Source organism: Aggregatilinea sp. (assembly GCF_036822615.1).
In the GTDB taxonomy this organism is placed as follows: domain Bacteria; phylum Chloroflexota; class Anaerolineae; order Aggregatilineales; family Aggregatilineaceae; genus Aggregatilinea.
Map to the genome: position 1 here is coordinate 41,623 of NZ_DAISHJ010000005.1, position 14,065 is coordinate 55,687.

Annotated in this window: 12 protein-coding genes; 7 read left to right on the plus strand and 5 right to left on the minus strand. The window is 63.0% G+C overall.

Annotated elements, in window-relative coordinates; all coding sequences use genetic code 11:
* Nucleotides 1-2 precede the first annotated feature (2 nt).
* The 7 genes from V7116_RS03155 (at nucleotide 3) to V7116_RS03185 (ending at nucleotide 9,048) form a co-directional block, all read left to right on the plus strand.
* Nucleotides 3-1,046 carry an aldo/keto reductase gene (locus tag V7116_RS03155; protein WP_324390340.1) on the plus strand — a complete coding sequence of 348 codons (1,044 nt, stop codon included), beginning with the start codon at nucleotides 3-5 and terminating at the stop codon, nucleotides 1,044-1,046.
* A 45-nt stretch (nucleotides 1,047-1,091) separates the two neighbouring features.
* Entirely contained in the window at nucleotides 1,092-2,657 is a 1,566-nt protein-coding gene (locus V7116_RS03160) for a xylulokinase (RefSeq protein WP_324390342.1), read from the plus strand.
* A gap of 37 nt (nucleotides 2,658-2,694) precedes the next feature.
* On the plus strand, nucleotides 2,695-3,738 hold the full coding sequence (locus tag V7116_RS03165; RefSeq protein ID WP_324390344.1) for a galactitol-1-phosphate 5-dehydrogenase: 1,044 nt from the start codon (nucleotides 2,695-2,697) through the stop codon (nucleotides 3,736-3,738).
* A gap of 122 nt (nucleotides 3,739-3,860) precedes the next feature.
* Nucleotides 3,861-4,790 (plus strand): 1-phosphofructokinase family hexose kinase, encoded by a 930-nt coding sequence (locus tag V7116_RS03170; RefSeq protein ID WP_324390345.1) that lies wholly within the window; start codon nucleotides 3,861-3,863, stop codon nucleotides 4,788-4,790.
* A 442-nt stretch (nucleotides 4,791-5,232) separates the two neighbouring features.
* Nucleotides 5,233-6,777: a sugar ABC transporter ATP-binding protein gene (locus V7116_RS03175; RefSeq protein ID WP_324390348.1), complete on the plus strand. Its 1,545-nt coding sequence runs from the start codon at nucleotides 5,233-5,235 to the stop codon at nucleotides 6,775-6,777.
* A 10-nt stretch (nucleotides 6,778-6,787) separates the two neighbouring features.
* Nucleotides 6,788-7,792, plus strand: coding sequence for an ABC transporter permease (locus V7116_RS03180; protein WP_324390350.1), 1,005 nt, complete (start codon nucleotides 6,788-6,790; stop codon nucleotides 7,790-7,792).
* 215 nt (nucleotides 7,793-8,007) lie between these two features.
* Nucleotides 8,008-9,048: an ABC transporter substrate-binding protein gene (locus tag V7116_RS03185; protein WP_324390352.1), complete on the plus strand. Its 1,041-nt coding sequence runs from the start codon at nucleotides 8,008-8,010 to the stop codon at nucleotides 9,046-9,048.
* 212 nt (nucleotides 9,049-9,260) lie between these two features.
* On the opposite strand, the gene V7116_RS03190 is transcribed toward V7116_RS03185, so the two are convergent.
* The 5 genes from V7116_RS03190 to V7116_RS03210 form a co-directional block, all read right to left on the minus strand.
* Nucleotides 9,261-10,349: an aldo/keto reductase gene (locus V7116_RS03190; protein ID WP_324390354.1), complete on the minus strand. Its 1,089-nt coding sequence runs from the start codon at nucleotides 10,347-10,349 to the stop codon at nucleotides 9,261-9,263.
* Nucleotides 10,350-10,443: 94 nt separating this feature from the next.
* Entirely contained in the window at nucleotides 10,444-10,887 is a 444-nt protein-coding gene (locus tag V7116_RS03195) for an SRPBCC family protein (protein ID WP_324390356.1), read from the minus strand.
* Between the two features lie 180 nt (nucleotides 10,888-11,067).
* Nucleotides 11,068-11,652 (minus strand): DoxX family membrane protein, encoded by a 585-nt coding sequence (locus tag V7116_RS03200; protein ID WP_324390358.1) that lies wholly within the window; start codon nucleotides 11,650-11,652, stop codon nucleotides 11,068-11,070.
* Nucleotides 11,653-11,826: 174 nt separating this feature from the next.
* Entirely contained in the window at nucleotides 11,827-12,513 is a 687-nt protein-coding gene (locus V7116_RS03205; protein ID WP_324390360.1) for a response regulator transcription factor, read from the minus strand.
* Nucleotides 12,491-13,972, minus strand: a complete 1,482-nt coding sequence (locus V7116_RS03210; RefSeq protein ID WP_324390362.1) for a HAMP domain-containing sensor histidine kinase — start codon at nucleotides 13,970-13,972, stop codon at nucleotides 12,491-12,493. The genes V7116_RS03205 and V7116_RS03210 overlap by 23 nt, the downstream gene beginning before the upstream one ends.
* Between the last annotated feature and the right edge of the window lie 93 nt (nucleotides 13,973-14,065).

Genomic DNA, 14,065 nt, shown 5'->3' on the forward strand with positions numbered 1-14,065 from the left:
TGATGTCTGACAATGCAGCTTCCCGGCCTTTTTCTCCTGCCGCCGACGGCGTCGATCCCGCCCAGGTGCCCACGCGCACGCTGCATACCGGCGCGCGCATCCCCGCTGTGGGATTGGGCACGTTTGGCTCGGACCGCTTCTCCGGCGAAGATATTGCACAGGCCGTGTTGGGCGCGATCGAAGTCGGCTACCGGCACATCGACTGCGCCTCGGTGTATGGCAACGAGCACCTGATCGGCCACTCGCTGCACGCGGCGATGGCGGGCGGCGTCAAGCGCGAAGACCTGTGGGTCACGTCGAAGGTGTGGAACGACATGCACGACGATGTGCTGCGCTCGTGCGAAAAGTCGCTGAAGGATTTGCAGCTCGACTACCTCGACCTTTATCTGGTGCACTGGCCGTTCCCCAACTTCCACGCGGTCGGTGTGGACGTGAGTTCGCGCGACCCCAACGCCAAGCCGTACATCCACGAGAACTATATGAAGACGTGGCGGCAGATGGAAGATCTGGTCAAGCGTGGGCTGGTGCGCCACATCGGCACGTCGAACATGACCGTGCCCAAGCTGAAACTCGTCCTGCGTGACGCGGAAATCAAGCCCGCCTGCAACGAGATGGAGCTGCACCCGCACTTCCAGCAGCCGGAGCTGTTCCAGTTTGCCGTCGATAACGGCATCGTGCCGATCGGCTTCTCGCCCATCGGCTCGCCCACTCGCCCCGACCGCGACCGCACCTCGGACGACACGGTGGACATCGAAGATCCGGTGATCGTGAAGATCGCGCAGGATCACGGCGTGCACCCGGCGGTGATCTGCATCAAGTGGGCGGTGCAGCGCGGGCAGGTCCCGATCCCCTTCTCGGTTCGCCGCAACGAATACCTGAGCAACCTGCGCTGCGCGGTGGAAGATCCGCTCTCGGATGCGGAAATGCAGGCCGTCGCGGGCATCGACCGCGACTGTCGCCTGATCAAAGGCCAAGTGTTCCTGTGGAAAGAAAACCAGCCCTGGGAAGACCTGTGGGATCCGACCGGTGAGATCACTCCGGCCTGACGCGCGGATCGTCTGCGTAGAGTCCGGCCAAAGAGGGGGGGATCCGTGGCGCATCGTTATCTCATAACCATTGACGTGGGTACGTCCAGTACCAAAACCGCGCTGTGGGACGAGGCAGGTCGCACGCTGGCCGATGCCTCGTCGGCCTACCCGCTGCGCCGCCCCGATCCGCTGTGGGCGGAGATCGAGGGCGCGACGTGGTGGGCGGCGGTATGCGCCACCGTGCGCGAGGTGATCGCGGCGGGCGGCGTCGATCCGCGTGACGTGGCGGGCATCGGCATCGATGCCGTCAGTTGGACGCTGATCCCCGTCGATCGCGCGATGAACGCGCTGGCCCCGGCGATGATCTGGCTCGACCGTCGCGCGGGCGCGGAAGCGGCCCAGCTTCAGGCGCTGCCTGAGGCCGACCGGCTGGTGAGCCTGAACGCCAACCCGCTCGATCCGGCTTACATCACGCCCAAGCTGCTGTGGCTGAAGGCGCACCGCCCGGACGTGTTCGACGCGGCGTACCGGTTCCTCGACGCGACCGGCTACATTGTCGGGCGCTTCACGGGCGAATTCGTGTGCGACACCACGCAGGCCTACGGCTATCACTTCTTCGACATGCGCCGCGACGTCTGGGATGCCGGTGCTGCCGGTACGATCGGCGTGCCGCTGGACAAGATGCCGCGCCTGTGCCCCAGCACGGAGATCGTCGGCGCGGTGACGGCGCAGGCCGCCGCCGATACGGGCCTCGCCGCCGGGATTCCGGTGCTGGCGGGCTGCCTCGATGCGGCCTCCGGCGCGCTGGGCGCGGGCCTGACGCGCCTGGGCCAGACCAACGAGCAGGGCGGACAGGCGGGCGGTATGGCCGTCAGTCTTGATCGCGTCGTGGTCGAGCCGCGCCTGATCTTTTCGCACCACGTCGTGCCGGGCCAGTACATCTTGCAGGCGGGCACGGTCGGCGGTGGATCGCTCGGCTGGTTCCGCGACACGCTCGGACAGGTGGAAGCCAGCGCGGGCGCGCTGTTGGGGCGCAGCCCGTTCGAGCTGTTTAGCCAGCAGGTCGATGCGGCCCCGGCGGGCGCGCACGGCCTGATCTTTCTGCCGTACATGGCGGGCGAGCGCACGCCGCTGTGGAGCAGCGTGGCGCGCGGCGTCTTTTTCGGCCTGTCCTACACCACCACGCGCGCGGATCTGCTGCGCGCGATCATGGAGGGCTGCGCCTTCGCCGTCTACGACAACTTGCAGATCGCGGAGGAGCACGGCGTCCACGTGACGGAATACCTCGGATCGGGTGGGGCGACGCAGAGCGCCGTCTGGTGCCAGATCAAGGCCGATATCTACGGGCGTCCGTTCATCGTGGCGCGGCGTGCCGACGGCGGCGAAGGCGGGCACAGCCTGGGCCTCTACGCGCTGACCGCGTTCGCCGTAGGGCTGGCCGACGACATCGGCGCGTGTGTGGAGCGCCTGCTGCCGCAGCGGCAGGTCTACGAGCCGTCGCCGGAGCATCACGCAATGTACGAAGACCTCTTTGGGGTCTATCGCAGTGTATCGCGCAAAGCATTGGATGATTTCGAGCGCCTGGACGCCATCGCGCGCAAGCACGGGCTGGCGGGGCAGGCGATCTGATCGCATGACGTGTGTGATAGGGACAAAGTGAACGACCATGAAAGCAGTCATTCTCGAAAATAAGGGTGTGATGACCTACCAGGACGCGCCTCAGCCGGAACCGGCACCGGGGCACGTGCTGTTGCAGGTCAAGGCCGCCTCGATCTGCGGCTCGGACATCAAGCGCTTTGCGGAAGGCCACCGCATGTACCCGCTGATCCTCGGCCACGAGGTCGCGGGCGTGATCAGCGCCGTGGGTGCAGACGTTGATCCGGCGCTGGTCGGCCAGCACGCCGCGATCATCCCGGTCGTGCCGTGCTTCGAGTGCGAGGAATGCGAGCGCGGCTATTATTCGGCCTGCCACAGCTATTCGTTCATCGGGTCGCGGCAGGCTGGCGGCTTCGCGGAGTACGTCGAGATCCCGACGCGCAACGCGCTGATCTTGCCCGACGATCTGCCGTTCGAGAAGGCGGCGCTCATCGAGCCGTCGACCGTGGCGCGGCACATGCTCGATCTGGGGAACTTCCAGGCGGGGCAGTCGGCGGTAGTGTTTGGCGCAGGCTCCATCGGCCTGATGACGGTCCAGTGGCTGCGCATCCTGGGCGCGAGCCTGATCGTCTGCACGGACATCAGCGACACCAACCTGGAGACGGCGCGCACGCTAGGCGCGCACGTCACGCTGAACCCGAAGTCGGCGGACGTGCCAAGCGAGATCCGCAAGCTGGCCGGGGATGGTGTGGACGCCGCATTCGAGGCGTCGGGATCGCCCCACGCGCTGCTGCAAACGATCGAGGTCGTGCGTCCGCGCGGCGTGGTGGTGCTGGGCGGCAACCAGCCGAAGGACGCCACCTTCCCGTCGGCGTTCATCGAGAACATGATGCGCAAAGAACTGACGCTCGTGGGCTGCTTCATGTCCTATTCCGCGCCGTTCCCCGGCCACGAATGGACCGACACCGTGAACGCGCTGCGCAGCGGTGCGCTGGACATGGACACCATGATCTCGCATCACTTCCCGCTGTCTGCCGCGCCGGACGTCTTCGCCAAGATCGCGTCGCACGAGCTGGCACACCGCAAGATCATCCTGCTGCCGGAAGCACAATAGCCCATACCGGCCTTGTTTGCGCGGGCAGTCAGGGCGCATAATACGCCCCGGTCAATGGGGCTGTGCCAGCGGGGCGCGGCGGTTCCCCTCCTACACGGGAGGGTATCACGATTGAGGACACGATGATTTTATGCGTCAACCCGAACGCGGCGATTGATAAAACCGTCATCGTTCGGTCCTTCCAGTTGGACGAGATTCACCGCCCGGAACAGGTCATGGCGTTTCCCGGCGGCAAGGGCTGCAACGTCGCTCGCGCGCTGAAGACGCTCGGCGACCAGCCGGTCGTGACGGGCTGGGTGGGCGGTTTCGCCGGGGGCTTTATCGAGGCGGGCCTGCGCCGCGAAGGGATCGAGACGGCGTTCGTGCAGACCGATTTCGAGTCGCGCACCTGCCTGTCGATCCTCGATCCCGATCGCAACACGCTGACCGAGATCTACGAGAAGGGCGAGCCGGTCCCGCCGGAGCAGGTCGAAGCGCTGAAGGTCCGCTTCCGCGAGGTCGTGGCGACGTGCGCGGCGGTGACCTTTTCGGGCAGTCTGCCCGCGGGCGTGCCCACCGACTTTTACGCGCAGTTGATCGCCATCGCGCGCGAAGCGGGCGTGCTGGTGCTGCTCGACAGCAGCGGGGACGCGCTGCGGCAGGGTGTCGCCGCCAAACCGGATCTGATCAAGCCGAACAAAAAGGAGTTCAGCGATCTGGCGCAGCGTCCGCTGACTAGCCTGAACGATTACGCGGCAGCGGCGGCGGACATTTCGGCGCACTACGGCGCGGTCGTGGTGCTGTCGATGGGGCCGGACGGCGCGCTGGCGGCCAAGGGGCGCGACGTGCTGCATGCCCGCCCACCGCAGGTGGACGCCAAAAGCGCAGTCGGGTCGGGCGACTGTATGCTGGCCGGACTGGCGTATGGGCTGACGCACGGCTTCACGCTGGGCGAAGCGATCCGGTACGGCGCGGCGGCGGGCACAGCCAACACGCTGCGCCTGGGCGCTGGGAACTTTGCGCTGGAAGATTTCGAGCGTATCCGCCCGACGGTCGAGATCGTGCATTACTAGCAATCTGACGGCGCAGGATAAACCGTGGTTTGTCCTGCGCCGTAGGGTGAAATCAAATGGTTTTTGGTAGATACTTATGCCTAAGGATATTTATGCTTCGCGCAGTGAGGCTCTAACCGGAGCGTGTTCCTTTGTTCTGAAGCCGGTCGGGCGCGGCGCTGCCGGGTTGGGCGCGCCTGAAGCCCATCGTTCCGTTCCTGGTCGGCATCTCTGCCGGGGCGTGCCCGGCGCGTGGCTCACATTGATTTGACACCGTATCAAACCTATGATATGTTACCGTTATCATGTTATCGGTATCACGTTATCATCAATAACCATTTGAGCATTGCTCGCTAATTTTTTGCACGCCGCTGCCCCCGATTTGGGCGCTTAGACTCAACACCCTGGCCGTGAAAACGGCCCAAATCGTCAACTTAGTTTATTGCTTCACAGAGGACATTTTATGACCGAACCTTTAGTGGTTATGGAAGGTGTCGAAAAGACCTTCCCTGGCGTGCATGCGCTTTCCGACTGCAAGTTCGAGCTGCTGCCGGGTGAAGTTCACGCGCTCGTCGGGGAAAACGGGGCCGGAAAATCGACGTTGATGAAGATCCTCTCCGGCGTCTACTCCAAAGATTCGGGCCGGATCCTGGTGCGGGACAAAGAAGTTGAAATTCACAATCCGCGCGCCGCGCAAAACCTGGGCATCTGCATGATCCATCAGGAACTCAACCTGATGCCCCACCTCACCATCGCTCAAAATATCTTCATCGGGCGCGAGCCGCGCCTAAGTGTGCCATTTATGCTCGACCAGAAGAAGATCAACGAGCAGTCGCGCGAGCTGCTGGAGCGGCTGCACCTGAAGCTCGATCCGCGTACGAAAGTCTCGGAGCTGACCGTTGCCAAGCAGCAGATGGTCGAGATCGCCAAGGCGCTGTCGTTCAATTCCGACGTGCTGATCATGGACGAGCCGACCGCCGCGCTGACCGAGTCCGAGATCGATGAGCTGTTCCGCATCATCGGCCAGCTGCGTGAGCACGGCGTGGGCATCGTCTACATCAGTCACCGCCTGGAAGAACTGGCGCGCATCGCGGACCGCGTGACGGTCATGCGCGATGGCCGCTACATCGACACGGTGGATATCGACAAGGTGACCATCGACCAGATCATCAGCATGATGGTCGGGCGCACGATTTACGAATCCTCGCCGCAGGTCCCCGAAAACGCCAGCGAAGACATCGTGCTGGAGGTGCGCAACCTTAACCGGGGGCGCACCCTGATCGACGTCAATTTCCAGATCAAGCGCGGCGAGATCGTCGGGTTTGCCGGGCTGATGGGCGCGGGGCGCACGGAAGTGGCGCGCGCCGTCTTTGGCGCGGACCCCATCGACTCCGGCGAGATCTACATCGAGGGACGGAAGGTTCACATCCATCACCCCCGCGACGCGGTGCAGCACGGCATCGGCTATCTGTCCGAAGACCGCAAGCGCTACGGGTTGACGCTCGATATGGACGTGGAAACTAACATCGTGCTGGCTTCGTTCCGCAAATTCCTCGACCGGATGGGGTTGGTCGATCGCTCGAAGATCCGCGCGGCGGCGTCGCACTACGTCGATGCGCTGACGATCAAGACGCCCAGCTTGCAGCAGCGGGTCAAGAACCTGTCGGGCGGCAACCAGCAGAAGCTGGTCATCGCCAAATGGCTGACCGCCGACACGCAGATCCTGATCTTTGACGAGCCGACGCGCGGCATCGACGTGGGCGCGAAGAGCGAAATCTACAAGCTGCTGAACGACTTGGCCCGGCAGGGGAAGTCCATTATCATGATTTCATCGGAGCTGCCGGAAATCCTGCGCATGAGTCACCGCGTGATCGTCATGTGCGAGGGACGCATCACCGGCGAGCTGCCCATTGAAGAAGCCACTCAAGAAAAAATTATGCAGTATGCCACCCAGCGCGGCGGCATCATGCACACCAACGGTTCCACTCCCATGAAGGCGTCAGCATAGGAAAACTAAAATGGATATTTCTGTTGCTCCCAAACAAAAGACCGCTCCTCGTTCGCTTTTTCATTCTGATGCCACCCGGCGACTGCTGGCCTTCGGCGCGCTGATCGTGCTGGTGGTGGCCTTTTCGATCGCGTCCGAGAACTTCTTTACGTTCAACAACATCAAGGGCATCTTGCTGGCGACCTCGGTCAACGGCATTTTGGCGATCGGCGTGACATTCGTGATTATCACGGGCGGCATCGACCTGTCCATCGGTACGGTGATGACGTTTTCGAGCGTGATGGCTGCCGTGGCGATTACGAATGAGGGCCTTCCGGTTGGCGTGGGTGTTGCGGTGGGCATCGGGACCGGCGCGCTGTGCGGCCTGATCAACGGCGTCGTCATCGCGCGGATGAAAGTGCCGCCGTTCATCACCACGCTGGGCATGATGTACATCGCCAAAGGTCTGGCCCTGATCATTTCTGAGCTGCGGCCCATCTACTTCACCGACTCGCCTGCGTTCCGCGAGATTGCGATGGGATCCATCCTCGGCTCCGTCATTCCTGAGTTCGACATTCCCAACGCGGTGTTGGTGATGTTCGGCGCGGCGCTGCTGGCCGGGTTTGTGCTGTCGTCAACGATTTTGGGCCGCTACACCTTCTCGATGGGCAGCAACGAGGAAGCCACCCGCCTGTCCGGTGTCAGCACAGTCCTCTGGAAAACCGCCGTTTATACGCTGGGCGGCGCGTTTGCCGGGCTGGGTGGCGTCGTCATGGCGTCCCGCCTGAATTCGGCGCAGCCCGCGCTGGGCCAGGGTTACGAGCTTGACGCGATCGCCGCCGTGGTGATTGGCGGCACGTCCCTCAGCGGTGGCGAGGGCAGCATCATGGGCACGATTATCGGCGCGTTCGTGATGAGTGTGCTGGTGAACGGCCTGCGTATTATGTCGGTTCCCCAGGAGTGGCAGACGGTCGTCACGGGCGCGATTCTGGTCGGCGCGGTCTACATGGACCTGATTCGCCGCCGCGCCGCGTAAGGTGTCGGGCACTCCGGTTAAATTAGAGCTTTTGTTGAGCGCTAGAAGCTGCGTATCGCCAGTGAAAGGAGGCCATCGGGGCGGTTTGGGGACGCCAAAGCAGCAAAGTTAGCACTCGCCGTTCGTAGGTCCGCGTTTAAACGAAGGACCCTAGACAAGCACAGCACATCAGCGCTTCGTTTTGGACCGCAGTAAACAAATAAGGGAGATTTGGCATGAAATCCACAAGACTGTTATCTGTTCTGTTCGCCCTGGTGCTGGCCCTGGGGATTTCCGTGGGTGTTGTGTACCCGCAAGGCCCCGATGAAACCCCCGCCGCGACTGAAGAGCCGGAAGGCCGCGTGCCGTACTGCACGGAAGACATCCGCGCGGAGCTTGAAGCCCAGGATATTTACATCCCCGTGATCTCCAAAGGCTTCCAGCACCAGTTCTGGCAGGCTGTGAAGAAGGGCGCTGAAATGGCTGCGGAAGACTGCGGCGTGACCATCACGTTCGAAGGTCCCGAGACCGAGGCGATGGTCGACAAGCAGTTGGAAATGCTGCAGACCGCTCTGGACAAGAACCCGGATGCGCTCGCGTTTGCCGCCCTGGACAGCAAGGCAGCCATCCCGCTGCTGGAGCGCGCCCAGGAAGAAGGCATCCCGGTGGTCGGTTTCGACTCCGGCGTTGACAGCGACATCCCCGTGACCACCGCTGCGACGGACAACGTGGCTGCTGCCGCGCTGGCCGCTGACATGATGGCCGAGCTGATCGGTGGCGAGGGTCAGGTTGCGGTGATCGCGCACGACCAGACCAGCCGCACCGGTATCGACCGCGTGGACGGCTTCAAGACCCGCATCGAAGAAGAATATCCCGACATCGAGATCGTGGACATCCAGTACGGCGCTGGTGACCAGCTCAAGTCCACCGACCTGGCGAACGCCATCATCTTGGCGCACCCGGATCTCAAGGGCTTCTTCGGCGCGAACGAAGGCTCGATCATCGGCGTGCTGAACGCGGTGACCGAACTGGGCATGGAAGGCGACATCGTGGTGATCGGTTACGACTCCGGCGTGCAGCAAATGGAAGCGATCCGCGCGGGCACGGAAGCGGGCGCCATCACCCAGGACCCGATCGGTATCGGCTACTACGCAGTTGAAGCGGCGGTCAAGGCGCTGCGCGGCGAAGAGCTGCCCGAAGTTATCGACACCGGCTTCCACTGGTACGATGCGACCAACATCGACGACGAAGACATCGCGGCGCTGCTGTACGAATAAGCCTCGAACTGTCTGACGTCTCAGACACCCGCGCCCCGGTCGCCTGATCGGGGCGACAACACACGGCCTCCCAGCAATTCGGGAGGCCGTGGCGTTTGTACGGCGTGTGCCGGAAAAAACGGTAGGGGCGTATTGCGATACGCCCCTGTTGTTTGCTTTGTTAGGTAGGGCAATTCATGAATTGCCCCTACGGATCCCTTTTCTTTTATCTCTTATACCGTCGTGTTCGGGCCGCGACGCAGATCCTGCCACGGACCGCCGTCGGTGAACCGTTCCGGCTCCAGCACCTTCGGGCGCGGATCTTCGGCCTGATCGAGCTGGAGCACCATCCAGCGCGGGTAGGGGATGCCGGGGTTGGACACGGCGTCCAGCTCGCGCAGATCCTCGTCGGTCAGCTTGAGGTCGGCGGCCTTGATGTTGTCGTCCAGGTGTTCCAGGCGGCGCGCGGCGATCAGCACGCTGCTGATCGCGGGCTGAGCCATCGCCCAGGCGATAGCGACCCGCGCCGGGGTCGCGCCGTGGCGGTCGGCGACCGCGTGCAGCGCATCCACCACGTCGTAGCCCAGCTCTTTGTCGAACGGCACAAACTGGCCCGCTTCGGCAAAGCGCGTTTCGGCGGGCGGCGGCTGGTTGCGGGAATATTTCCCTGCCAGGAAGCCCCCTGCCAACGTGCTCCACACCAGGATGCCCATGCCCGAATACTTGGCGAAGTCGATCCATTCGTGTTCCAGCCCGCGTCCGACCAGACTGTAATACATCTGGGCCGTCACGAACTTTTCGAGGTGCTGTTCGTGCTGGATACCGAGCGCCGTCGCGGCCTGCCACGCCATGTAGTTGCTCAGGCCGATATAGCGCACCTTGCCCTGGCGCACGAGATCGTCCAGCGCGCGCAGCGATTCTTCGAGCGGCGTGTTGGAGTCCCAGCCGTGAAGCTGGTACAGATCGACGTGATCGGTTTGCAGGCGGCGCAGGCTGGCCTCGATCTCGCGCATGATGTTGACGCGCGTCGCGCCGCTGTGGTTGAAGTTGGTATCGCTCATCGGCAGGCGGGCTTTGGTCGCCAGCACGATCTCGTCACGGATGCCCTTGATCGCGCTGCCGACGAGGATTTCGCTTTCGCCCCGGCTGTACACGTCGGCGGTGTCGATGAAGTTGATGCCGCGATCCAGGGCGAACTTGATCATGTCGTTGGTCGCCTGCTGGTCGAGGCGGCCCACGTTCATCGCCTCGCCGAACTGCATCGTACCCAGCCCCAGGGCGCTGACGATCAGCCCTGAACTGCCTAACCTTCGATATTCCATGATGTTTATCCCTTCGGCCCCAAAGAAGTAAATAATCTGAAGCCTACTGTAAGCCAGTCAAAGGGAATGCACAAGCCTTTGAGACGCCTGCCGCTCAGGACCCCGAACGCACGTAGTCCGCCAGCATCGCCAGTTCTCGCTGGTAGATGCGGCGCAACGCGATCGGCGTGAACCACCGGTCCAGGGTGGAGCCTACCTGAGTATCGGTTGCAATCGTCACACGGGCCTGCTCGCCATTGCCCTCCGGCTCTACGGTGAAGGTCGTGATGACGCCCGCGTTGGCATCCGTTTCGACCAGCACGCGGCCCGGCTCCGGCTCGCTGACGATCATCTGATAGGTGCGCTTGGACCCCATGATGTCCATTTGCACTTTGATGACGGTTCCCGCGCCTTTTCCACCTTCTTGAAGGATGAGCGAAGTGAAGTAGGGCCGGGGCAGAATGGCCGGGTGCCCGATCCGATAGTCGGCCAGGATCGTATAAACCATCTCCGGGCGTGCCGGGACAATTCCCGATACTTCGACATGAACGGTACTCATAATTCCTAGCTCCTTCTAACTGCTTTCCCGCCCGGTTCGATTGAATGCCGGGCATTATGCCTGATGGCTCATATATACACAGATCGGGTCAAAAGGGCGAACGCCGCAGAAACGTAAACCTCCCGGCTCTGAGGGGCAGAGCCGGGAGGTCGGGGCCGGTGATACTATCAGCGGGCCAGGTCAGTCAGCGGTGGCAGGTGCTTCTTGTTCTCCCCGTACTTTGGCGAGGATCTGGCGGTAGTTGAAGACTGCGAAGTCCACGCCAATGTATCCGGCAACTTTCCAGGCCACAATCAGCGCCAGGGCGACGACGAAGAGCATCGGGTTGGTGCTGGCGGAACCGGCCATCATGTAGTTCCAGTTCATCACGGCGCCGAACAGTGCGGCGATGCCCACGAACGCCCCGATGATAAGGGCGATACCGACCAGCAGCTCGCCGTAGACGACCAGTTTGGCAAACCAGGTGTAGGTGCCAGCGTCCAGCATGGACTGGATGAACGAGCGATACCAGTCGAAGGCGATGGGCGCGCGGCCCGTTTCAGGAATGGAGACGGCGTTGGTCCAGTAGCCCTTGAGGGCAACACCCGTCTGCGTCCATGCGGGGTCACTGATCTTGTGCTGGGCCGCTTCAATCCACTGCCAGCCGAGCCAGATGCGGATGGGCAGCCACAGCAGCGAAGCGCGACGATCGGTGAACAGACGTTGGAACAGCGACGGCCCTTCGAGTGCGTTAGTGCTGCGACGAGAAGCGGTAATCGTAGCCATGATCCTGTGTTCCTCCGTGAAAAGACGTTGTGTGCGTCTGAAGTCTGTGTGCTGGTGTTTGGTGTTCAACCTTCAATGTTGACACCAGTATAGAGCACCGGAGGGACACCTTGTAGCGGGGAAAACCCGCTTGCCGAGGGGCGAATGTCAGGGAAACCCTGACTGTTTTTCGCCTTACTGCTCGTCCAGCAGCCCGCGCGCCAGCGCGTCGCGCACGAGCTGCGCGCGCGTGCTCAGTCCGAGCTTTTCCATGCCGCGCGCCCGGTATGTTTCGACCGTTTTTACGCTCAGCGCCAGTTGATCCGCGATTTCGGTATTGGTGTAGCCCAGCGCCACCAGCCGCAGCACGTCCGCTTCGCGCTTGGACAGGGCATCCCACGGGTTGCCGCCGCTCTCGGTGGGCGTGACGCTGGCCGGTTCGTTCGCTTCCAGGTTGAGCAGCTTTTCCATCATCGCGGAGTGCACGTAAACTTCGCCGCGCATGACGGCGCGGATGGCGTTCAACAGCTCGCTGTCCACCGCCTTTTTGAGCACGTATCCGGCAGCGCCCAGCGCAAGCGCCTGTCGCAGATGGCTTTCGTCCTCGTGCATGGTCAGCACCAGCACGCGGCTGCTGGGCGCGACCTCCTTGATCGTGCGCAGCACTTCCAACCCGCCCAGCCCCGGCATCGTCAGGTCGAGCAGGATCAGGTCGGGCAGTAGATCCTCCGCCAGCGCCAGGGCGCGCGCGCCGTTGGAGGCTTCGCCCACGACGTTCAAATCGGGCTGCGCGTCGAGCAGCAGCTTGAGTCCGGCCCGCAGGATCGCGTGGTCGTCGGCGAGCAGAATACGTGTCACGTTAGCCTGGCTGTTGGTTGCCATGATCGGATGTTCCTTGAGCGGGTGAAAAGGCGGGGATCTCGACAAACAAGCTCGTGCCGTGCCCCGGCTCAGACTCAATTTTGAGCGTGCCGCCCAGCAGTTCGGCCCGCTCGCGGATGCCGAACAATCCCAGGTGCTCGCGGCTGCGCCGGTCCATGAGATCCGGCGACATGCCGATCCCATCGTCTTCGACGATCACCAGCGCCTTCGTGTCGCGTCGGTCGATCATCACGCTGACCGTGTGCGCCTGAGCGTGCCGCGCGACGTTGGTCAGGGCTTCCTGCACGATGCGGTACATGGTCGTTTCCACTTCGGACGAGAGCCGCTGCCCGTCGATGCCGTGAATGCTGAGATCGATCGTGAGGTTATAGCGTGCGCGGTAGTCCGCAACGGTCTGCCGGAGCGCGGCGGACAGTCCCAGATCGTCCAGCACGCTCGGGCGAAGCTGCCACGCCAGCCCGTGCACTTCTTCCAGCACGTCGCTCACCACCTGCCGCAGATCCTCGGTATGCTGGCGCAGATCCTCACCGCCGGACTGCTCCATCGCGTGCAGCCCGACCAGCAGCGAGGTCAACGACTGGCTGGTGCTGTCGTGCAGCTCCCGCGCGATCCGCCCCCGTTCCTCTTCCTGCGCGGCGATCACGCGGCTGACGTACTGCGCGCGCAGTTCTTCACGGGCGGCCCGTTCTTCTTCGGCCTGGGCGAGCGCCCCGGTCATGGCGTTGAACGAGACGGTCAGCCGCCCGATTTCGTCGTTGGCCCAGGGCGTGACGCGCTGGCTGAGATCCCCCCTGGCGACGGCCTGCGTCGCTTCGACCAGATTGCTGATCGGGCGGGTGATGATCCAGGTCAGAAACACCGCCGCGGCAATGCCCGCCAGCGACATGATCACGCTCGTCACGATAAGCTGGCGCGTGACGGTGCTAACCGCGTTTTGCAGCTTTGCGTCCGAAAGCCCCACGTGCACGGTGGCCGTGGAGCCATCCGCCAGCGTGAAGTGTTCCGAGACGTCCAGCACGTGCGCATCGCCAATGGTACGCCAAACCGAGATGTGGTGATCCCCCCCTGCCGACGGGTTGGCACCCAGCAGGTCGCGGGGTACGCTGCCGCTGCTACCCAACAATGTGCCATCTGCCGCCGTCACGAACAGGTACGCGACCTCCGTGTTATGGCGCGCGTCGGAATAGTGCGCTTTCGTTTCATCGACCAAAAAGTTCAGGTCGGCGCTTTGGCCCGCGTTCATCAGATTTTCGGCGCTGGTTGCCACGTGAGACGTGATCGAGGTGGCCTGTGTCCTCAGATCCTCGTGCAAGATCTGCGTCATCGAGCGGCGCACCTGGACCGTGACAAAAACGCTCAGCAGCAGCACGATGCCCAACACGATACCCAGCACTTTTGTTCGTACGCTAACCGCGCCGAAGATCGCCCAGAAACGCTGGAACGCGGACGAGCGAAGCACGTTGTCGATTGTCCCGGAGGAAGTCCGTTTCACGAGGGGCCGCGATTCTATACCTTCGACGCCGGTGAAGCGCCTGGGGTTGAGATCAACTTC